General features: G+C 50.2%; 14 protein-coding genes. 12 read left to right on the plus strand and 2 right to left on the minus strand.

The window, feature by feature from the left end:
• Nucleotides 1-41: 41 nt before the first annotated feature.
• Nucleotides 42-5,201 carry a bacterial Ig-like domain-containing protein gene (locus tag BN2762_RS07000; RefSeq protein WP_222861035.1) on the minus strand — a complete coding sequence of 1,720 codons (5,160 nt, stop codon included), beginning with the start codon at nucleotides 5,199-5,201 and terminating at the stop codon, nucleotides 42-44.
• Between the two features lie 487 nt (nucleotides 5,202-5,688).
• Here BN2762_RS07000 and BN2762_RS07005 point away from each other — a divergent pair, with 487 nt between their 5' ends.
• From BN2762_RS07005 to BN2762_RS07040, 8 genes are all read left to right on the plus strand, one after another.
• A complete protein-coding gene (locus BN2762_RS07005; RefSeq protein ID WP_055106296.1) occupies nucleotides 5,689-7,503 on the plus strand; it encodes a sensor histidine kinase in 1,815 nt (604 codons plus the stop codon).
• Entirely contained in the window at nucleotides 7,481-9,031 is a 1,551-nt protein-coding gene (locus BN2762_RS07010) for a response regulator transcription factor (RefSeq protein ID WP_055106297.1), read from the plus strand. Before BN2762_RS07005 ends, BN2762_RS07010 begins: the two co-directional genes overlap by 23 nt.
• 123 nt (nucleotides 9,032-9,154) lie before the next feature.
• A complete protein-coding gene (locus tag BN2762_RS07015) occupies nucleotides 9,155-11,416 on the plus strand; it encodes a glycosyl hydrolase (protein WP_074048582.1) in 2,262 nt (753 codons plus the stop codon).
• 104 nt (nucleotides 11,417-11,520) lie between these two features.
• A complete protein-coding gene (locus tag BN2762_RS07020) occupies nucleotides 11,521-13,683 on the plus strand; it encodes an alpha-galactosidase (RefSeq protein ID WP_055106298.1) in 2,163 nt (720 codons plus the stop codon).
• Between the two features lie 274 nt (nucleotides 13,684-13,957).
• Nucleotides 13,958-14,917 (plus strand): ABC transporter permease, encoded by a 960-nt coding sequence (locus tag BN2762_RS07025; protein WP_055106299.1) that lies wholly within the window; start codon nucleotides 13,958-13,960, stop codon nucleotides 14,915-14,917.
• Between the two features lie 35 nt (nucleotides 14,918-14,952).
• Entirely contained in the window at nucleotides 14,953-15,888 is a 936-nt protein-coding gene (locus BN2762_RS07030; RefSeq protein ID WP_055106300.1) for a carbohydrate ABC transporter permease, read from the plus strand.
• A gap of 100 nt (nucleotides 15,889-15,988) precedes the next feature.
• Nucleotides 15,989-17,689, plus strand: coding sequence for an ABC transporter substrate-binding protein (locus tag BN2762_RS07035; protein WP_055106301.1), 1,701 nt, complete (start codon nucleotides 15,989-15,991; stop codon nucleotides 17,687-17,689).
• 32 nt (nucleotides 17,690-17,721) lie between these two features.
• Complete coding sequence (locus BN2762_RS07040) at nucleotides 17,722-18,684, plus strand: glycosyl hydrolase (protein WP_187386486.1); 963 nt, start codon at nucleotides 17,722-17,724, stop codon at nucleotides 18,682-18,684.
• Between the two features lie 259 nt (nucleotides 18,685-18,943).
• Here the strand turns inward: BN2762_RS07040 and BN2762_RS07045 are convergent, their stop codons facing one another.
• Nucleotides 18,944-19,579, minus strand: coding sequence for a hypothetical protein (locus tag BN2762_RS07045; protein ID WP_055106303.1), 636 nt, complete (start codon nucleotides 19,577-19,579; stop codon nucleotides 18,944-18,946).
• Nucleotides 19,580-19,742: 163 nt separating this feature from the next.
• Here BN2762_RS07045 and BN2762_RS07050 point away from each other — a divergent pair, with 163 nt between their 5' ends.
• From BN2762_RS07050 to BN2762_RS07065, 4 genes are all read left to right on the plus strand, one after another.
• Complete coding sequence (locus BN2762_RS07050) at nucleotides 19,743-20,090, plus strand: hypothetical protein (RefSeq protein WP_055106304.1); 348 nt, start codon at nucleotides 19,743-19,745, stop codon at nucleotides 20,088-20,090.
• A 185-nt stretch (nucleotides 20,091-20,275) separates the two neighbouring features.
• Nucleotides 20,276-21,373 (plus strand): stalk domain-containing protein, encoded by a 1,098-nt coding sequence (locus BN2762_RS07055; protein WP_055106305.1) that lies wholly within the window; start codon nucleotides 20,276-20,278, stop codon nucleotides 21,371-21,373.
• 279 nt (nucleotides 21,374-21,652) lie between these two features.
• Nucleotides 21,653-22,348: a response regulator transcription factor gene (locus BN2762_RS07060; RefSeq protein ID WP_055106306.1), complete on the plus strand. Its 696-nt coding sequence runs from the start codon at nucleotides 21,653-21,655 to the stop codon at nucleotides 22,346-22,348.
• Nucleotides 22,341-23,345: a sensor histidine kinase gene (locus BN2762_RS07065; RefSeq protein ID WP_055106307.1), complete on the plus strand. Its 1,005-nt coding sequence runs from the start codon at nucleotides 22,341-22,343 to the stop codon at nucleotides 23,343-23,345. The genes BN2762_RS07060 and BN2762_RS07065 overlap by 8 nt, the downstream gene beginning before the upstream one ends.
• Nucleotides 23,346-23,532: the final 187 nt, after the last annotated feature.

Below are 23,532 nucleotides of genomic sequence, written 5' to 3' on the forward strand. Positions count from 1 at the left end.
GCCGCAATGGAATATTCCTATTATGCAACGCGGCGCCCCAGTTATGCCCGATCCAGCAGCCGCAGGATCATCGTTACCGCTTCAGCGCGTGTCGCCGTCTCCTGCGGTGCGAAGCGGTTGCCGTCCCGGCCGGCTGCAAGGCCCTGCTTCTGCATGGCTGCCACAGCCTCTTTGGCCCAGGCCGGGATCTCCTTATCGTCGGCGAAGCTCGTAGCGTTCCCCGCAGCCGGCTTCAGTCCTGCCGCTCTAGCGAGCATCGACGTCATCTCGGCGCGTGTAACCGCCTTGGCAGGTCGGAAGCTGCCGTCCTCATAGCCGCTTACGATTCCCGCCTGCAGGGCTTGGGCTATCGCGTTCCGCGCCCATGGACGAATGCTGCCCTGATCGGTGAAGCTTAACTCCGATGCCGCCTCTCCAACTTCGCCCAGCTTGAACGCCTTTGTAAGCATCACGGCGAATTCGGCGCGAGTAACCGCTCCATTCGGCTTGAACGTTCCATCCGGATAACCGTTCACGAATCCTCTCGCCGCTGCTTCCCGGATGCTTGCTTCCGCCCAATGTCCATCCGTATCGGTAAATGCGACGGCGGAAGGCCGGGCCGGAATGGCAGGCTCATTGCCGTGATCCCCGCTTCCGGGAGAAGATTGATCCGATGAGTCCTCAGGTTTCTCGCCGCCAGTGCCTCCCGTGCTGCCTGTTCCGGTGCTGCCGCTGCTCCAGCTGCCGCCAGAGCTGCCTTCGCCTGGAGTTCCGCCACCTGGATTCTCGCCGCCATTGTCTCCGCCGTCCGGATTTTCCCCAGGATTCCCCGGCTCCTGGAAGCCGATAAATCTCAAGAAGTCGCCCCAGATAACATTCCCCTCGGCATCCCTCTCATAACTAACGACCGGCTCAAGACTAGCAAAGCTGGCATCGGTCAGCTCCTTCCCCGACTTGTTCTTGGAGACCTTGCCGTCAAACATAAAATTATTATCCGCAGCATTCGACGCCGGGTAGTTATCCTTCGCGATGTCAATTGTCCGGTAGGACAGGAAGCCGTCGATCGTAAAGTCCGGCGTAATATGCGAATACGTCGTAAAGCTCAAATTCCCTCCGTCATTGTTGAAGCCGGTGTTGTTAATCGCAATGACGCCGGGATTGCTGTTGCTGGTAAAGCCGTAAGCACCGTTGCCGAAGGCGATGGAATTACGGATTACATGGGGAACGTGAATGCCTTCCCCGCCCAGCTTGAAGCCGTTCTTGTCTCCCGCGCCTACCGTACCGTCGGTCAGAAATCCATTATTGAATGCAGCGCTGTTCTCGATCACCACTGCACCGATCGCGCCTGTTCCTGCCTTCGTGTACAAGTCCCAGCCATCGTCAATATTGTTGTGGGACAAGCAGCCCCTGAACACATTTCCGACGCCTGAAGTAAGCTTGGCAGCGAAGCCGTCGGCATTGTTGTCGGACGGATCGCGATTGTCAAATGCGGTGCTGTTCAGAATCAGGTTGTACGACGGCCATTCCGCCGGATCCTGGGCGCTCGGATCCGTACGGCTGATCTGCAGCCCTGTGTCGCCGTTGGCATAGAATCTGCTGTTCTCAACGATGTTATGGCTTCCCCCTACGGTAAAGCCCTTCGTATTGCCTGCGGAACGGGTGAAGTCCAGCCCCTTGATATGCCAATAGTCTCCGCTCAGCACAACGCCTTCCGTTTTCTTGTCGAAGTCGATAACAGGCCTTGCGCCCTCCGCCGCCGTCAAATATTTCATCGCGCCGGGTTTCCCGTCGTTATACTTCTTGATTTCAATTTTGGAGCTGCGCAAGTAGCGGCCATCCTGCAGCACGATGCGCTGGCCCGGCTTCACGTAATCGATCGCCGTATCGATATCCAGCGGGCGATCGGCTGTCCCGTCACCGCCGCTCGTTCCGGTCGGGGATACAATAATATCCTGGCCTGCCGCATATTCCCTGACCTCCACCGTGAAATTGCGAACGATTTTGTCATAGGAGGTTAATTTCTGCGTATCGTCCGGCACAAAAACAATGCTGAAATTCGTATCGCTCTGTGCCGCAAGCGCGGCCGGAACCGCCAGACGCTGGCCGGCTTCCACAGCAGCATCCTGCTGAATGACCGTTTGCCCCTGCTTTACCGTAACCGTACCGTCCACATTCGCCCGCAGAACGAGCTCATAATCGGTTTCCGGCGTCTTCTCCAGCGAGAGCACCTCAAGCTGCGGCTCAACTGGCTCGGCTGGCGGCACAACTCTCGGCGCATCCGTATCCGCCGCAGTAACGGTAAGCTCCACATTGCTGACGATGATCGTCGCAACCCGTGCCGTATAGAAGCCGACATACATCTTGGAGTCCTGCACATTTAAAATATCCGGCGTAAAAACGATCTCCTCTTGTCCGTTGTTCAGCTTGCCGGTAAAGCCGCTATTCGTCTTGGCAAGCGTCAAGCGGTACGGCGCTGCCGGATGAGTATTGCCGGCTGCCGGGCGCTCGTTTTGCAGCATGATCTTCTGAACCCCCTGGCTGCCTGCGCCGTCCGACGTCTCAACGCCTGTACGCACAAACAGCTGCGTCCCGTTGTCATCCCTCGTGCCGCCGCTATACCCGCCAACGGCTGCGATGTTAGAGGCAAACACGCTCGAATTGCCCTTCACGCCAATGGCGTCTCTGGCCATAAGGCCGAATGACTCCTGGCCGTCATTCGGGTTCTTCGCATAGGCTACTACCTGAATGTCCGCGGATAACACAAAATTGTCCTTGGCCGCATCCAGCTCGGTATAGTAATACGTAATTCCATCATGATCCCCGGTCACTTTACCGCCATCCGCAGCTACAAGCTCAATCGAGCCGTCAGCATGGATCGTGGCGTAATTGCTCTTAGCCGAGGTCGATTGGCCAAAATAAGTCGTCTGCCATTCAGGGGCCGATACCTCTCGAACCGTGACCTTATACGTGATCGGACGGATCGACGCATCCCCGGGAATCACGCTAATTTCATATACTCCAGCCGCCTGCCCATCAAACCGCGAGGTATCGAGCGTAAAGTCCGTCAGCTCCTCCCTGTCGCTGTTGTCGAATACCTTCGAGACCTTCAAGCCCTCATGTTCAAAGGCATCCCCGAGGTTAAAGGTCGTTCGCGGATAATTCGTAACTTCGATTCCAACCAGCTCTTTAACCTTCACCGTCACCGGAAAAGAAACCGTCTGCCCTTTATGCTGCAGAGTAACCTGCTTCTGCCCGGGGGCAGAGGTATCGAGAACCGAGGCCGTATATTCGCCCCTCATCAGCCTTACTTCCGAACCGTCGCTATATTTGGCGTACAGCAAAAGCCCGTCCAAATCCAATGAATCACCGATGAAATAAACCGTCTGCTCCGGCAGCTGCCTGATCTCCAGCTCTGTCAGAGCCGCTGCCTTGACCGTCACATCAAAAGCGGCCTTCACTCCCGGCGTCTCCTCGGACATGATCATCACCTCCACGCTTCCCGGCTGTGTGAACGTAAACGGCGATTGCTCCGTAATCGGCTGCCCCTCGATGGACAGCGAGTACTGGTCATCCGTCAGCTCCGCCGTCTTGAAGCCATGATTGTAATCGGCTCTGACGACAAGACCCTCTGGGTCAAAAGCATCGCCCAAATAGTAAACCGTTTTAGCTGGATAGTATTTTACGGCCAGCGAGGTCACCGTTAACGGGACAATTTGCAGAGCAACCGTTGCAGAAGCGCCGTTATAGTGGATCGTCACCACATTTGTTCCCGCCTGGCTGCTGTCAAAGCCTGTGACGATATACTCACCTGGCGGCAGGATCTCCTCGCTGCCGTCAGAATACTGAGCTTTTACCGTAAGCCCCGTCAAATCCAGGCCTTCACCTACCAAATACGAGGTTTTCATCGCGCTAGGATCGGCGATCAGATGACTCACCGTTCTGCTCTCTACACGAAACTGAATGTCACTGAAAGCCACCTTAGCGTCCCGGGCGGCATAGACCCCGGCATAGAGCGTGTCCGTGAACATATCCCCCAGTAGGAGCGTTTCGCTCTCTTGATTGACGCTCAACAGGTAGGTCGCTCCTGATTTCTTGATGCGCAAATCATATACCTCTCCTGCGGCAGGCGCGTTGGCGCCAGGCGTCGGGCCCAGCTTCGTTTGTGTGCCCTGGCTCTTGTAGAAGCCCTTCATCACCGTATCCAATGCACCGATCGCCACATAATTTGCAGTCGCTGTACTCGAATCTCCATGGGCGCCTACGCTGTCCCGCAGCATGAGCCCGAACGACTTCTGATTCGGCGTACTGATGGTACTGTCGCTATTGAAGGATATTACCCTGGCCTTTGCGTTCAGCTCGAAATTCGCCGCAGCCGGCAGCTCCTTGAAGTAAAAGGACATGCCTTCATCGCCGCTGGCTATTTTCCCGCCGTAAACTGCCAGGGTTGCCGAGGTTTCGCTTTGCTCCAAGGGAGGAGGATTCTTGGATTCGCTCGTATTGGCGCCAAAAGCGCTGAATTCCCAGTCGCCCAGCTGGACAGAGCCTTCAACGCTTAGCTTCACGTCTTTGAAGGTCACCGTCGCATTTCGGGCCGTATATAATCCGGCATAACGAATATCCCCCGTGAAGTCGGTAATGGCCTCCGTCTCGTCGCCGATTTGTACGACGTACAGGCTGCCCGACTTCTTAATGCTCAGCCGGTATTCCTCGCCTGGCGCAGGCAAAGCAGCCGAAGCAAAGGCCTCTATCTTCTTCAAGCCGCCCCCTTGCGATTTATGAAGCGCTTTCATTTTCTGGTCCAAAGCACCCGCGGCAACGTAATCCCCGGTAAATGTACTGATACTCTCATTGTCCAATACATTGCCGCGCAGCATCAGGCCGAACGACACCTGATTATGAGCCGTCCAGTGATCCACCTGTGCCGTGGCTGTCAGCTCAAAGTTGGCATCCGGCGCCACTTCCTTGAAGTAGTAAGCAATCCCTTCTGTGCTGCTCGAAATTTTGCCTCTGTCATTCGAGCTCCGAAGCGTTACCGTGCCCCCGGCATGTTCGGCGATGCCGAAATGTTCGGGCGTAATCTTATCCGCTCCGCCTACATCCCCAAAAACACTGCCTTGCCAATCACTCGTAATTTGAACCAAACCGGCAGATGAATCACTGCCCTGAACCGCACCAACCGTCAAAGGAAAAGAAGAAAGAAGCAGCAAACATGATACAAACACAGCCAAACAACGTTGTAGTCTCCTCAAATCGCCATACTCTCCTTTGTTCAAATTTTGGTCATGCTTGGTCCACTCTCCGCAAGTAAACTATTTTAGTAAATTTATCTCTCCTACCTAATTTATGATTCTATACTAATCCCGGAGATTTGTCGCCCATTTTATTCAAATCTATTTACCTCGTTCTGATAAAGCATGAGCAGCTCCCTGAATTTTAGTTTGATTTTATTTTTGGAAGTAAAATAACAAAATCCTCCATTTAAAATCACGCGAATTCGCGCCTGATAAATTATGGATTTAGGTTATTTCATTGACGAATGGAGTCAAGAAGGATATTATTTTTTTATTAAAATAACAAATGCAATAACACATTAAAGAAAAATATAACAAAATCTTATGTCTTTCAGATGGTCGATTCAACTTACGCACCCCTTTTTTTCATAAAAGGGGTCGTTTTTATGGAGCTCTGAAAACCAGAGGAGGCCGGAATATGAAATTTATCAGATTGCTGAATAACATAAAGCTTAGGAGAAAGCTCTCCCTCACTTTTATCACAGTTGCAGTTGTCCCGCTCTTAATCAGCGGCATATTTCTGACCGGCAAGCTGCGCGAGATTATGATAGCGGATGCCTTTCAACAGGCCACAGATAATGTAGACCGTGTTCGGAAGAGAACGGAGGAGGTTATCAAGGTACCGCTGGATATTTCCTATCAGCTATCCAATGATAGCCGGATGAAAGCTGTGGCGAGCCGCCGCTACGACAGTTACATCGAGGTCATTCAGACATATCGGCAATATTCCGACATTCGGGATTATGTTCGGCTGTATAAGGAGATAAAGGCCATCCGGCTTTACACGCCCAATCCGACGATGTTGAACAACTGGGAATTCATGCAGCCGGACGCTCAGATCGAGCAGGCCGAGTGGTACAAGATGGCGCTAAGCAAGAAGGGGCTGGCCGGCTGGGGATATATCGAGGATGAACGGGATCAGACGCATTATTTAAGCTTGGTGCGAAAAATCAGCCTGGACGAACTCGGTCAGGAAAGTGTGCTCGTCATCAACGTCAATACAGCGCGGCTTAATTCTATCCTTTCACAAGAATCATTCACTACCATGATTGTGGACGATCATAACCACATTGTGGCTGCCAACCGTCCGGATTTATATGGCAAAAATCTTGCGGAAGTGCATACCGCGCAGAGCATTCTGACGCAAAGTGACGGCAGCTTCGATGTCGACATGGACGGAGAACGCTCCGAAGTCGTGATTTCCAGTCTGATTCCGGAGTCTAGTTGGAATGGGCTGCGCGTCATTTCCGTGTTCACGGTGTCGGATATCCTCCGGGATGCAAACGGGGTTATCCGATTGGCCACGCTGGTCATTGCAGGCTCTCTGATTGTTGCAGTGCTGCTTGTCTACGCCTCGGCATCTCTCATTACGAGCAGGCTGCTGCGGCTAAGCAAGCATATGTCCAAAGTAGGCACTGGCAGCGGCTCCTGGGATACCTATCTTGATCTGGATGGTAAGGATGAAATCGGACAACTGTCCAGGCAATTTAATGCTCTTGTCCAACGGGTCAGCCAGTTGATGCTAGAGGTAGAAGAGAGTAACCGGCAAAAACGGCTGCTGGAGCAGAAGCAAAACGAGATCAAGTTTAAAATGCTTGCAAGCCAGATCAACCCTCATTTCTTATTTAATACCCTGGAATCCATTCGAATGGAGGCCCACATCCGGGGCGAGGAGGATTTAGCAGAAGCTGTCTGGCAGCTTAGCAGCTTAATCCGCAACAGCCTGGAGGTTGGCAACGGCAAAATACGGCTTTCCGAGGAATTGAATATGGTGCTTTGCTATCTGGAGCTGCAAAAGTTCCGGTATGAGGATAGACTTCTTTATAAACTGGAGGTGGCGCCAGGCACAGAGGACATTGAGCTTCCGCCGCTGATTATCCAGCCGTTGGTGGAGAACTCGATTATCCACGGGTTAGATCACAAGGAGGAAGGATCAACACGGATTACCATTCGAACGGGGCTTGGTGAGAATGAAGAAGTGTACGTGGAGATTCACGACAACGGGGCAGGGATCCCTGCATGGAAGATCGAGGAACTACAAAAGCAGCTGAAGGAACAGGAACCGGGGGAAGCCGGGCAGCGGATCGGGCTCCGCAACGTGCATGACCGCCTTCAGCTTACCTATAGCAATGGTTCAGGGCTTTCGATAGAGAGCAAAGAGGGTGAAGGAACCAGCATTAGATTCTGCATACCGAGGGGGAACGAAACGAATGTTTACAGTAATGATTGTTGATGATGAACCAAAACTGCGCCTTGGGCTGCAAACCTTAATACCGTGGCAAGGGCTAGGGTACGAGATCATGGGAACTGCGGCCAGTGGAAAAGAAGCGCTTCGTATTGTGGAAGAGCAGGTTCCCGATGTGATGCTGGTCGATATCCGTATGCCCGGCATGGACGGGCTGCAGCTCCTGCAAGAAATTCGGCGCCGTGATTTGGACACGCATGCGATCGTACTCAGCGGATACGCCGACTTTGAGTACGCCCGCCAGGCACTCCAGTACGGTGTTGAAGGCTATCTGCTCAAGCCTGTAAACAAAGAGGAGCTGTCTGCTCTGCTTCAGAAGCTTCATGGGAAAATTTCTGCCCAGCGGCTGGAGAAGGCGGTGCAGCAGGAAGCTAATTCGCGGGAGTGGACGGTGTACTCCCTGCTGTCCGGCTCGCATGATTTGGAAAGCGTTTCCCTGGATGAGTTGGCTGAATCGCTAGGAATGGATTGGCCGCAATATCAAGTTGTGCTGATCGCTTTTCCGGGCCTGCATCCGGAGGAGGATGAGCGGATTCGCAGCTTCCGGGACCGTTTGGTTGCAGCATATGCAGCGGATGGTCAAGGCGTTGTTCTCTATTTTGCTCCTTATACCGTTCTGCTTCTCGGCAAAACGCTAGCTGGTGACTTCAGACGGGCTGATCTATACAGAGAATTGCAGATGCTCTCCGGGGAGATTCGCACCCAGATGGATGTGGCGGCAGGAGAAACGGTTCAGGAATTGCAGAAAATCCCGGATTCATTCCGCACTGCCCGGTCCCTGCTCGATCGCAGCTTTTTCTTTGACAAAGGAAAATTATTAACACCGGAGACTCCGGAAAGCTATCGGCAGGCGGTCTCCGTCTCCACGGATATATCCTTGCTGGACGGAGAGAAGGTGTCTTTTCGCCTATATTATTTAGTTGATGTCGGGCATGCGGAGGCGATCCATTCCCTTCTGGACGAGACGGCTGCGCAAATGGTGATTCAGGGGAAAGGAGAAACGGAGATTCGGGACCGGTTCTTCTACCTGGCCAATGAAACGCTGCGAAAAACCTCGCCTCGCCTCTGGTCGGAATCCATCTATCCGGGGGAGCCGACCCAATTTCTGGCGGGCATTTACAATCAGCGCTCGATCCGGGATCTTGTCGGCTATGTAGCTGCGGTCATGGAAAGGCTGGCCCGCTGCGCAGATTATACCAGCCGGGACAACGAAATGAAGCGCATGCTCGACTTCATAGACCGGCATCACTACGAAAATCTGCGGTTGGAAATGCTGGCAGAGCTATTCAATTACAGCAGCTCCTACCTGGGGCAGCTTTTCAAGAGCCACACGGGAGAATATTTCAACGCCTATCTCGACAAGGTTCGGATTGACAAAGCGAAGGAGCTTCTGACACAGGGAATGAAGGTATATGAGGTGGCCGAAAAGGTAGGCTATTCAAATGTGAATTATTTTCACAACAAATTTAAAAAAATAGAGGGGCAATCGCCTTCCTCGTATCAGAAAAAACAATGAAAATCTATGATTGTTTCTGAAACTTCTGCGGATTATCGCATGAAATTATGCGAAATTAGTGATATATCTCCACATCCCCGTATGCTTTATAGTTTTAAGCACGAGAGGGGGAACGCAGAAAAAATGAAAGCGATGTCAAACCTTTTGGTGGCGGCTGAACAAAGAAAGAGAAGATTTTCTATTTTTTTGTTTTGCTTTGTTATTTTGGCGGGAACGTATGGTTCAGCTGCTCCAATTGCCGATGCTTCTTCAGCCCTGCCGGATACTGTCGTTAAAGAGGCGCCATCTGCCAGTCCGACAAACGGCATAACAGTTACTTTCGCTGATGCTGTACTGACAGGCTATGGTATTGAGAAGCGCGGCTCTGTCAAGGAAAACGAGGATACTTTATATGACGGCAAAGGGTATATCTCTTACTTTTTCGACGAGGATGCAAACGCTGCAGAACCCGTCGGCAGTGCAACGTTTACTGTAGATGTTGCTGAAGCAGGGCTGTATAAGCTGAGTTTAGGCTACTACCTTCCTGAAGGCTATGGGGACAAAGTGACCAGTATCGAGATCAATGGCGCAGGCACCGGAGAGCTGACACTGGATGAACCTGCGGCAGGTACGGTTCGCGCTGAGAAAATGGTCAGTAAAGTGCTGCTGAACGCGGGCAGCAATACCATCAAAATTATGCGCGGGTGGGGTTACTACGGCATTGAGCATATTAAGCTCGAGCCAGCTGGTGCAGCCTCATCCAGCAACAAGCTTGCAGCAGAGGATGGCCCCATGACTGGCGCACTGAACAATCCCGAGGCGACACCTGAGGCCAGAGCGCTGATGGACTACTTGCTCAGCCAGTATGGACAGAAAATTATCTCTGGGCAGCAGACGATTGAAGATATAGAGTGGATTAAGCAGCAGACGGGCAAATATCCAGCAATATTCTCTACTGACTTGATGGATTATTCTCCATCCCGCATCGAAAATGGGGCCTCCTCGACAGAGGTGGAAAAGATGATAGAGTGGTACAAACGCGGTGGTATAGTGTCTTTATGCTGGCACTGGAATGCGCCAAAGGGAATCGGCGGCAATGAGCCTGGGCACGAATGGTGGCGGGGCTTCTACACCGAGTTTACGACCTTCGATGTAGAATTTGCACTTAACCATCTGGATTCGGAGGATTACCAGCTTCTGATCCGGGACATTGACGCCATCGCTGTTCAATTGAAGCGGCTGCAGGATGCGAACGTGCCTGTGTTATGGAGACCGCTTCACGAGGCCGAAGGCGGCTGGTTTTGGTGGGGAGCCAAGGGACCTGAGCCGGCGAAGCAGCTATACAGATTGATGTATGATCGGTTAACCCATGATCACAATTTGAATAATCTCATTTGGATATGGAACTCCGAGAAGAAGGATTGGTATCCGGGTGATGATGTCGTGGATATAGTAAGCGTGGATATCTACAACCCTGCAGAGGATTACAATCCGAGCATCGCAAAGTATGAGGGGCTTGTGTCCTTGGTGAACGGCAAGAAGATGGCTGCACTCGCTGAGAATGGCCCTATTCCGGACCCGGATGCTCTTCAGGCGTACGGTGCCGAATGGAGCTTCTTTAGTACCTGGACCGGCGATTACATCAGGGATGGTAAAACCAATACCATGGAACATTTGAAAAAGGTATACCATCACGATTACGTCATCACGCTCGATGAGCTCCCGGCAGACCTGTACGCCAATCCTGAGTTTGAGGCTGAGAATGGCGAATCGGCAGGAATGACCAGAGCTAATGGGCAGGAAAGCCATTCGAAGGGCGGCTATACTACCGGCATGGAGCCAAAAAATAGCTTCACTGATCTCGAAGGCCATTGGGCTAAGGACGACATTGAGCTAATGCTGAACAAACTGATCGTTAACGGGATTGGCAACGGACAGTTTGCACCGGATCGTTCAATTACGCGTGCCGAAGTCGCTGCCCTTGTGGCTAGAGCGATTGGTCTTGATCAACAACCGGCAACGGGCAAATTCTCTGATGTAGCGAAGACGAGCTGGTACGCAAGTGCTATTGAAGCTGTAAGTGAAGCGGGGATCATGGAAGGCTCTGCTGAGGGTGCTTTCCAGCCGAATGCTCCGGTTACACGTGAGCAAATGGCGGTGGTGATCGTTCGTACGATGGCCTTTGCAGGGCAAAACCCAGCTGGGGCAGACCGCTCTCTGGCAAGGTTCACCGATAGTTCCACGGTCAGTGCATGGGCAGCAGACAGTGTAAATATAGCATCAGCCTCAGGACTTATTCATGGAGTATCCCCAGACCAGTTTGTACCCGAGGAAATGGTGGATCGTGCGCAAGCTGTCGTCATACTCAAGCGTCTACTGGCTTATTTAAACCTCATGAATTCCTGATCATCAACAATTCAAAAGAAGATCAGCTGACCGTTTACCTAATTCCAAATGGTTAGCGATCTTCTTTTAAATGCGAAATAATCTAATAATGGAGTGAATATATCTTGGCCATTTATATAGACGAGTCAAAGCAAATCTTTCATTTGCAATCAGATCACACCAGCTATGTTATTCAAATCATAGACGGCTATCCCGTGCATACTTACTGGGGGCAGCAGCTTCAAGCAGAGACTGATTTGGAGGGGCTTGTGCCTGCTGCCAACAATGCATTTCTAGATACAATGCCTCAGGAGTATCCGCAATATGGGTCAGGTGACTTCCGCTCGCCTGCTTATCAGGTGCAGCTTGAGGATGGCAGCCGGATCACAGAGCTTCGTTATAAAAGTTACACGGCTTCAGCTGGAAAACCGGCTCTGGAAGGTTTGCCGTATGTATACACAGAGTCAGATGACGAGGCAGATACACTCGAATTGGAGCTCGAGGATGCATACACCGGGATGATCGTCTTGTTAAGCTACAGCATTTTTACAGGCGGTGCGATTACACGATCGGCTCGCTTTATAAACAAGGGCAATGGAAAGCTGAGACTGTTGCGTGCCTTGAGTGCAAACGTTGATTTATATGGCAAAGGGGATCATGAGCTGCTGTATCTCTCCGGTCATTGGGCACGGGAGGCCCATATTCAGCGCAGGCCGCTCGGCCCTGGGGGAACCAACCTGGGCAGCCGGCGAGGAATGAGCAGCCACCAGCACAACCCGTTTGCAGCTGTAATCAGCCCTGGGACAGATGAGAACTATGGCGAGGTTTATGCCATGAATCTGGTGTACAGCGGCAACTTTCACGCCGAGGCGGAAGTCGATGGCTTCGGTCTCGTACGAATGGCGATTGGATTGAATCCATTCGATTTTGCCTGGACGCTTCAGCCAGGGGAGTCCTTTCAGACGCCTGAGGCTGTATTAGTTTATTCCGCTGAAGGGCTCGGAGGCATGTCGAGAAGTTACCATCGTCTGTACCGGAAACGTCTCTGCCGCGGAGTTCATCGGGATCAGGAACGTCCGATACTCATCAACAATTGGGAAGCGACCTATTTTAACTTTAATGCGGACAAAATTGAGACGATCGCTAAGACAGGAGCCGAGCTGGGGATCGAGCTGTTCGTGCTTGATGATGGCTGGTTCGGCAGAAGAGACAGCGACAACAGCTCCCTTGGCGACTGGGTCGAGGATCGCCGCAAGCTGCCGAACGGGCTTCGTGATTTGGCGGAAAGGATTAACCGGCACGGGCTGAAGTTCGGTCTGTGGTTTGAGCCGGAGATGATTTCACCAGACAGTGACCTATATCGTGCTCATCCTGACTGGTGTCTGCACGTGGCCGGCCGGCGCCGCTCAGAAGCGCGCTGGCAGCACGTGTTGGATCTTTCGCGGCCGGAGGTTCGTGATTATCTGTACCATGCACTAGCCCGTATTTTCACAGACGTTCCTATTGCTTACGTCAAATGGGATATGAACCGCGCACTGACCGAGATCGGCTCGGCCACAGCTTCCCCGGAGCATCAACAGGAGATCGCGCATCGTTATGTGCTTGGACTTTATGAGCTGCTGGAAAGGTTAACTTCAGCGTTTCCAGAAATTTTGTTTGAAGGCTGTGCCAGCGGTGGCGGACGCTTCGATCCAGGGATGCTCTACTACATGCCGCAGGTCTGGACAAGCGATAATACCGATGCTGTGGAGCGATTAAAAATTCAATACGGAACCAGTCTGATTTATCCGGTAAGCACCATCGGGGCTCACGTATCTGCGGTGCCCAATCATCAGGTCGGCCGGGAAACACCGCTCAAAATGCGTGGTGAGGTAGCCATGTCCGGAAATTTTGGCTACGAGCTTGACCTGACGAAATTCAGTGAAGCGGAGAAGGACCAAGTTAAGGAGCATATTGCCATGTATAAGGAGATACGCTCTCTTGTGCAGCAGGGTGATCTCTATCGGCTCAAAAGCCCGTTTGACGGGGAGGAGACATCCTGGATGTTTGTGTCAGAGGATAAAACCGAGGCGCTCGTATTCTTCTTCCGCGTGCTTGCCAAACCAAACCCTGCATCTGGGATTCTGCGGCTTAAGGGGCTTGACCGGTCTCTTGCCTACACAGTTACAACAACGGACGGCAAGATCGGTATTTACGGCGGCGACCGTTTGATGCAGGCAGGCCTGATTGTTCCCCATCTTACTGGCGACTACGCCAGTACTTGGTTTAAGTTAAGTGTAGTTCATTGAACACACGGCCAAAGGCCAGAAATAAATAGAGCTAAAAACTGAAGTCAAATGGGATCGTGAATAAGGATGTCTCAAAGCTGCTGCTTTGCAGTCATCCTTTATTCATGTCCAGAACCGGATTGGCTGTCAGTAGAATGTATTCACGCATCCTGAAAACGAATGATTGTTTCAGAAATCATCTTAGATTTTAGAATGAAATTATACGAAATCTGCGATATGTCTCCAAGCCTCTCGATACTTTATGCTTAAGGAAAGAGAGGGGGGAAACGGAGAGATGAAAGCGATAACACTGAAAAACCGAACCGGCAGCGGACTGAATCATAAGCCGCAAAGGTGGAAGGTGTTCAAAAATCAGAAATACCTTTATCTAATGTCCATTCCTTTTGTAATCTGGGTTTTCGTGTTTCAATATTTACCGCTTTGGGGCTGGACGATGGCTTTTCAAAACTACAAGCCAGGCAAGAGCTTTTTTGAACAAAAATGGGTCGGGCTGGAGCATTTCCAAATGCTGTTCCGTGATGACCACTTCTATTTGGTGCTCAGAAATACACTGGCAATGAGTGTAATGGGGCTCGTGGCAGGTTTTGTATTTCCAGTGCTGTTTGCATTATTGCTAAATGAGGTACGAGTTCAGGCTATGAAGCGGTTTGTACAGACGGTTTCCTATCTGCCGCACTTTGTATCTTGGGTAGTTGCGGCGGGGATCGTTACCAAGATGCTGTCGACGGATGGCGGTGCTGTAAATGCTGTGCTAATGAGTCTGAATCTTATTGATGAACCGATTCAGTTTATGTCGAAGGGCCACCTGTTTTGGGGGCTGGTAACAGTAGCCGATGTCTGGAAAGAGACAGGCTGGAACGCCATTATCTATCTGGCAGCCATTTCAGGGATCGGGCCTGAGCTGTATGAAGCCGCCAGGGTTGACGGGGCCAGCCGCCTGAAGCAAATATGGCATATTACGCTCCCGGGTATTCGATCGACGATTATTGTGCTATTGATTATGTCCATCGGCCATCTCGTCGGGATCGGCTTTGAGAAGCAGTTCCTGCTCGGCAACCATATGGTCAAGGACTATTCCGAGGTGTTGGATCTGTACGCTTTGAATTACGGCTTGTCTATGGGCAGATATTCCTTCGGTACTGCAATTAATATTTTTAATTCGATGATCAGTTTGATCCTATTGTTTGTGGCGAACGGAATGTTCAAGAAATTCGCTAATGAAAGTATCATGTAAACTTATAAGCATCTTATAAAGGAGGGGCTTCAGGCATGGGCGCAGCCGATTCGGCATCCACCCTCAGGACAAAAAGGTCGAGAGCAGCCTCCCGATCTCTCCAGGACTGGATTTTTGATACAATCGTATATTTGCTCATTGGAATCATTACTATTGTTACTCTATATCCATTCCTAAACGTACTAGCCATTTCATTCAATGATTCTGTCGATACGGTTCGAGGCGGCGTGACGATTTACCCAAGAAAATTCACTCTGGAAAATTACAAACAAATTTTCAGCTACAGCAGCTTGCTCACTGGATTCAAAATTTCGGTGTACCGTACACTTGCTGGCACAGTGGCGGGCCTTGTTAGTGGCTCTATGGTCGCTTACACCTTGGCTCGGACAGATTTTCAAGGAAGAAAATTCATCTCCACGTTCCTTGCTATTACCATGTATGTATCCGGCGGCTTGATTCCTGGATTTATCCTGATCAAGAACCTGGATATGATTAATACATTTGCAGTCTATATTTTACCTGGACTTGTGAGTGCCTTTAATATCTTCGTCATTCGTTCTTTTATCGATGGCCTCCCTTTTGCCCTTCAAGAGTCAGCCAAGATTGACGGGGCAAACGACTTTACGATTTACTGGCGCATCATTCTTCCGCTATGCAAACCTGCGCTTGCTACAGTTGCGCTGTTCCTCGCTGTCGGGCAATGGAACTCTTGGTTTGATACCTATCTGTATAATGGATCCAATGACGCATTGACTACGCTGCAGTATGAGTTAATGAAAGTGTTGCAAAGCACTACGACGAATGCCAACAACATGCGCGGGGGGAATATGACTGAACTGATGGCACAAGTGTCCCCGGATTCCGTCAAAATGGCGATTACCATCGTTGCTACCGTTCCGATTCTGGTCGTCTACCCGTTCTTGCAGAAATACTTTGTCAAAGGGATGACGCTTGGCGCTGTAAAAAGCTGATGCGGTAAACTGGAATCTGCAAGGCAATACTGTGGCGCATGCATCGTATTTGATAAATTTGTTTTGGACATCAATTTGAATAAAGGAGCGTTTAAATATTATGAAGACTAAGTTCAAGAAAACTACGTTTTCAGTCTTAACGTCAGTTCTTCTGCTAGGTCAGCTTATCGGCTGCAGCGGCGGCTCCGCAGACGGAAAAAAATCTTCTAATGCATCAAATCCAACTGGCAACAGTACATCTCCTATTACGCTCACCTATTTTTCCCAGGACCCTAGCGCCAACTGGAACAACATGCAGGATCGAATAGGGAAGATTATTACTGAAAAAACAGGCGTTGTATTGGATGCCGAATACGCCGTAGGGGATCCTACGCAAAAGATAGCCATCATGGCGGCAACCGGAGAAGTTCCTGACCTTATCGCAGCCAAGGCGGATATCGGCAAACTGGTTGATGTGGGTGCGATCCTCGATCTGACAGACCTGATTGAGGAGCATGCTCCGAACATCAAGAAAATGCTAGGCGATAAAATTGTACGTACCAAATACAGCTTGGAGGACCAAGCCATTTACACGATTCCAACCTGGTCTGCAATTGACGAGCGTAAGCTTAAACCCGATTATGGCTTCCAGCTGCAGCACCGTGTTGTAAAGGAGGCCGGATATCCTGAGATCCGAACAGTTCAAGACTTTGAGAAGGTGATCAAGGAGTACCTTGAGAAGCATCCAACGGATGAGAACGGCAATCCGAATATCGGGCTTACGCTTAACGCCGATGACTGGCATATGTATCAAGTGACGAATATGGGCTTCTTTACGACAGGTGCGCCAGATGACGGCGAGTATTATGTTGACCAGGAAACATTTGATGTGACCTACCACTTCCGCCGTCCGGAGGAACGGGAGTATTTCCGCTGGCTGAACCATATGAACTCCATCGGGCTGCTGGACAAGGAAAGCTTCGTGCAAAAGACGGATCAATTCAAAGCTAAGGTCGCTTCCGGCCGAGTGCTCGGTCTGATCGATCCTGCATGGGACTATGGCGAGGCACAGAATGCTCTAAGAGCCGAAGGTAAATTCGATCAGACCTACGGGCATTATCCGGTTACCATGTCCAAGGAGTATAAGGATACCAGCTTCTGGCCGGCAGGCTTTGACGGAGGCTACGGCATAGCCATCTCGGCAGACTGCAAAGACCCAGTTGCGGCTATAAAGTTCCTCGACTATCTGGCCTCCGAAGAGGGTCAAATTCTGATCAACTGGGGCGTCGAAGGCATAGATTATATTGTTCAAGACGGCAAGAGAGTTGTACCGAAAGAAACTCAAGACAAGATGGACAAGGAAGGCAATGCTTATCTGAAGGAGTCGGGGCTTGGTTTGTACTGGAATCTTACGGTTCATTACGGTGACGGAATCAAAGACTCGACGGGCAACTATTTTACCAAGAACAACAGAGAAATGCTGGAGGCTACTTACAGTGAGCCTGAGAAGGAAGCGCTGAAGGCTTATAACGTCGAGACTTGGAGAGACCTGTTCCCGAAAGAGGAGGAGTTCCCGGAAAGAAAAGCCGGCGCGGTATACAATATCGTTCTGCCTAGCGACAGCAAAGCTACAATCCTGATGCAAAAAATGAAGGATATCACCTGGAAACGCATTCCAGAGGCAATTATGGCCCATCCGGATCAGTTCGATAAAATCTGGGATGACTATATGGCGGAGCTGGAAAAAGCGGGCGTAGAAGAGATGGAAGAGGCTTACGGCCAATACGTCAAGGACCGTGTTAAGCTTTGGAGCGGTGAATAGTCATAAAGGAAAGGTAGGATACAATGCATACGATGAATACAGCCCCTTGCAATCCGAAAGCTTCCCCTGAAGTAAGGGCTGTTCTGAATTATTTAAGCGAAATTAGAGGAAAAGGCATTATTACGGGTCAGCACACCCAGACCATAGCACAGGACGAGCTTCACTATATCCGTGAAGTGACGGGAAAGCTTCCTGCGCTCTGCGGCTTCGAGCTTCTCGGCTATTCTCCCAATATTAATTATAAAGACAGCAGTGAGGAATGCCTGCTGGAAGTCACGGAAAACAAGGATACGCTGCAAAAAGCCTGGGAATGGGCCGAAAAGGAGAAAGGCCTGATTACTTTCACATGGCATTGGTTCTCTCCGCTTGGCGGCCGGGATAAGAGCTTCTATACAGAGCATACCGATTTTGATGCAGCGAAGGCGGCTGTGGAAGGCACCGCAGAACACGAGGCCCTGCTGTCCGATATGGATGACATGGCCGAAATTTTACGGGAATTCCGCGACAAGCGGATCCCGATCTTGTGGCGGCCCTTTCATGAAGCGGAAGGAACCTGGTTCTGGTGGGGCAGCAAGGGTCCAGTAGTAGCGAAGGAATTATACCGCATCATGTACGATAGATATACGAAGCACCACGATTTGACGAATTTGATCTGGGTGTGGAACTCACCAACCCCTGAAGGCTATGTCGGGGACGATGTCGCTGATATCATCTCCAGGGATTTATATCCGCCAGCCCACCAGCATACGGATTTGCGCCAGGAGTACGAGGAGCTGATTCGCATCACGCCTACTCCGAAGCTTGCCGCTCTCGGGGAAATTGGCCCGATTCCGTGCATTCAAAGTTTGTCCGAATCGCGAATACCCTGGCTGTGGTTTATGACCTGGTCCAATGATTTTGGCAAAACGGAAAAGTTCACCACCAAAGCGGAGCTATACAGCGCTTATCACAGCGACTATGCCATCACCCTGGATAAGCTTCCGAAGCTATATTAGCATGTCAGCCAAAACCACCCCTAACCATTTACAGGGGCTGGTTTTGGTCTTTTTATGATTAGCGCCGCCAATATTTGGATAATATCAGAATCATGTATGTATAAACTTATTAAACAATTTAAGCTTCCTGCGACCAAGATGAAATTATAATGCCCCCCAGACTTACCGAGTGTACGCTTGGGGGGCTTTAGTTCCAAAACTCTTCACTTAACTAACACCAAAGAAATATTTTTTTGGACAGTCTTGTTAATTACAACACTTAATTATTAAAGTCTCTATAATACTCTACAGCTTTTGGCGCTTTAGTTCCATTAATAGTTTGTGTTGAAACTAATTCATGTGAAGTCTCAACTTTGACAGTACCCAAGTATTCATCATAAACATCATATGTTTTTACAATAGTACTGTATTGGTCATAGTTTACTGCACCATAATAGTCCCTAGTAGTATAATTTCCATCGGGACCTTGATATTTAACTGATTGCGACCATTCATGAGAAAAGCTTCCTGCAGTATTACTGGTTATAGCCATATTAATCAAAGATTTTATTTCTACACCAACATTTGTTGAAAATTGGACAGATCCTGTTACTTTCTTCGTGCTGGAGATTGCTTTTTCTTGTCCTTTAGAAACGCTAAGCAAAAAAACGTCTTTCTCTCGGGGACCGGCATTGTAGGCTGTGATAGTGTTTTTTGCTATTTGCGAATAAGAGTGCCTATATACGCGTCTATCTCCACCATAAGGACTTATTTTCCAACCATTATTAATCTTTGTCTTATCAATAAATTCAATTTTAGCATTTTGAACACCATTAGGGGTAGCGACAACAATTTCCTGCGATTGAACAGAGGAGTTGAAGCCTTCTGCTGATACTGCTGAAATAGAAAGAATCATTAGCAAGCAGGACAACGTAATTGACAACAAGCGTTTCTTTTTCAGTTTAATTACTCCATTTTTCGAAGGATATTTTTGTTATACTATTAATATAATTCCCCATAACCCTATTTTCCCCTTCCTACTTATTTACTAATTTTTAATAAAAAGGAGATATGTGAAAATGGGTAAATTCTCCAATGTTATTAGTAGTATTATTATTTCTGTTTCCTTTATAACTGGTTGTTATTTGATTTCCAAAAATATTGATCCAAATAAATCTATTGAAAAAATTAATGAAAATAAGACTATATTTTCAGATAGTGAGATTGCTGAATATCTTGGAATCACAGCAGAAGAATTGAATACTCTTATTGATCTAGATAAGAAGAAGAGAGAGCAATTTGGCGAGGGTATTTATGATACTTATACATTATTTCCTTATATGGAGTTGCCCGGAGGAAAACATTTGTTTTTAATTAGTGAAATTGAAAATTGGGTACGTTACAATTCTATAAATAAGATTAACTGATTATAGTTGTCGTAATTTATATTACAATCCGTCAAAAATAAAAACCATCCGAAAAGTGTCTACGCTTTTATTACCTTCTATCTATTTATGAAAACTTCTGCCCCTCGCCAATATTTGGATCACAACTAATCCTTTTTGTCCTCGTCCAACTATATGAATATTTCAAACAACAAGGTGATGGACAGATGACAAATAATCAGAGCCTGCTGCTGCTCGTGCTTGCAGCCTCCCTGCTGTATGCCGCCCCGGCGCAGGCAGAAGCGGGTGTAACGGATGCCCGTTCTCAAACCGTACTTCAAACGCAGAAGCATATTCAGTCCCAGGAACAAGCCAAATCTAAACCAATTACGATTTACCTGGACGACCGCCAGCTTGAGCCTGAAACAGAGCCGGTCATAGTGAACGGCACCGTGCTCGTCCCAATGCGCGGGCTGTTCGAAGCTCAAGGCGCAAAGCTGGCCTGGAACCATGCCAGCAAGACCCTTACCGCAACCAAGGATGATCTGACACTTACCTACCGGATCGGAGAAGCCTCTGCCGATCTCAATGGACGGCCGGTAAGCCTATCCGTTCCCGGCCGGATTGCGGACGGCTATGCCCTAGTGCCCCTGCGGTTCGTCAGCGAGACGCTCGGCAGCAGCGTCAAATGGTCACCGGACACGCGCACGATCCATGTCTCCTCCCCAGTGAACTATGAGACGACGATTCTCTGGGGCGTCAATCTGCGCAGCCGGCCCGACACGGCTGACGGCTCTGCAACGGGAGTGCTGCTCCCAGCAGGCGATAAGGTTCATGTCCTCCGCGAGGCCGATGCGCTCTGGCTGGAGGTCCGAACCCGGGATCAGAAGCAAGGATACATCTCGGCCAAGCCGAAATATACCGATTATACAAGTCCTTCGCTCATTGAACGGCAAGGAGAGGCGTTGATTGCTTATGGCAAGCAGTATTGGGGCACGCCGTATGAGTTCGGCGCTTCTCCCGGCCAGACAGACACTTTCGACTGCTCTTCTTTTGTGAAGCGCGTCTTCCAGGATACACTGGGCATCGAGCTTCCCCGAGTGTCTTATAATCAAGCGAAGGAAGGCCGGGAAGTCGGAGTGGACGAGCTGCGCACCGGAGACCTGCTGTTCTTCAGCGCACGGGGTCTGGAAATTGGCCATGTCGGCATCTATGCCGGCAACAACCAAATTCTGCATACGTATTCGAAGAAGCTCGGCGTTCATATCGGCGAATTCGACGGCCAATGGAAGAAGCGGTTCGTAACGGCGCGCAGGGTGTTTTAACAGGAGGACGCAGCTAAACAGCTGCGGGTACTGCCTGCAGCCCCATGTTAAACACTGGAGATTTCCCCAGTGCCAAATCCCGCCGAACAGCGCCAATCCTTCTCGAGGAGCAGCCCAACCTGAGCTGCTCCTTCTCTATGTGAATGCGGGCATAACCACAGCAGCTGGCAGCAAGAGATTTACAACCTCCATTTTTCATGTAAAGATGAAATAAGGAGCAACAGATCAAGCAGTTGCAGTATAATAAGCAGTTATAGATTAACTAATGGTGGTGCCGCCATGTTCAAAATTATGCTGATTGAAGACGATGCCAGCCTGTTCGGCGAGATTCGGGAGCGGCTGCAGCAATGGTCCTATGACGTATATGGGGTCGAGGATTTCAGCAGCGTTATGCAAAAATTCACGGCCGTGAAGCCCGATCTCGTGATTATTGATATACAGCTTCCCAAGTTTGACGGCTTTCATTGGTGCCGGATGATCCGTACTCACTCCAATGTGCCGATCATCTTCCTATCCTCGCGCGACCACCCGACGGACATGGTCATGTCCATGCAGCTGGGGGCGGACGATTTCATTCAGAAGCCTTTTCACTTCGAGGTGCTCGTGGCGAAAATCCAGGCGACGCTGCGGCGTGTATATGATTATAATACCGAGGTGGTCTCGCTCCGCACCTGGTGCGGGGCTGCCGTCGATTATGAGAAGAACACCGTGACGAATGCCGAGGGCACGGTCGAGCTGACCAAGAATGAAATTTACATCCTAAAGCTCCTCATTGAGAGGAAGAACAAAATCGTCACCCGGGAGGAGCTGATCAAGAGCCTTTGGGATGACGAGCGTTTTATCAGCGACAATACGCTGACGGTTAACGTGAACCGGCTGCGCAAGAAGCTGGAGGAGCTAGGTCTGGACCGTATGATCGAGACGAAGGTCGGACAAGGCTATATGGCCATTGAGGAAGGTGCCGGCCATGATTAGAAAATTCCTGACCGAACGCCGCAGCTGGATTCTGCTCGTCATCGTGCTGCAGCTGCTCACCTTATCCGTGGCCTACCTGGATGCGGAAATCCCGATGGATTCGCTGCTCTACATCGTTTTTCTATCGACGATGATCTTCGTGATCTTCCTCGTCGCCCGGTATCATAAAGAAACCCGGTTCTATAAAAATCTGGAGGAATGGGAGCCGCATCTCGACATCACCGACCTAGCGGAAGGGCAGCGCCCCTTCGAGAGAATTACCCGCGATCTGCTCCTTGAACAGACCCAGCGGCTCAAGGAGGAAGCGGCGCATAACCGCATAGCGCTCGAGGAGGAGAAGGACTATCTCTTGTCCTGGATTCATGAGGTGAAGACGCCGCTTACTGCGATGCATCTCATGCTGGAGCGTATAGAAGATGAGACACTGAAGACGCAGCTGACCTACGAGTGGCTGCGCATCCACCTCCTGCTCGATCAGCAGCTGCATCAGAAGCGAATTCCTTCCATGGAAAATGATATGTTTGTCGAGCAGCTCGACTTGAAGCCCCTGCTCATCGGGGAAATCCGCACCCTCCGCTCATGGTGCATGCAGAAGGGCATCGGTTTCGATGTAGATCTGCAAGTAGCGGAGGTGCTTAGCGATGCTAAGTGGCTCGCGTTCATCCTCCGCCAGCTGCTGACCAATGCCGTGAAGTACAGCGAAAAGGGAGACATCAGCGTCAAGAGCTATGCCCGCGGTGACCATACCGTTCTGGAGGTTCGGGATCAGGGCCGGGGGATTGATCCGCGAGATCTTCCCCGCATTTTCGATAGAGGCTTCACTTCGACGACCAAGCATCATGAGGATAAAGCTACGGGGATGGGACTATACTTAGCCCATAAGGCTGCCCGCTCGCTTCACATCCGCATAGATGTCGAGTCCAGGCCAGGAGCCGGCACGACGGCAAGTCTCATATTCCCGCAGCAAAATGAGTTCATTCAAATCCAGGGCGGGTAGCACAAGCAGATAGACAGCATAGCGGAATAATAGTGGAGAACACAGTGAAGAGCACAGTAGGTAACCAATGGAGAACACGAGCGGGGAACACACTGGTAAGCACAGCGGTAAGCACAGCGGTAAGCACAGGCATGTGACAGCATTGTCACATGCCTTGTTCAATTGTTCGGCGAAACGAAGGAATGAG

It is taken from the genome of Paenibacillus ihumii (genome assembly GCF_001403875.1).
In the GTDB taxonomy this organism is placed as follows: domain Bacteria; phylum Bacillota; class Bacilli; order Paenibacillales; family Paenibacillaceae; genus Fontibacillus; species Fontibacillus ihumii.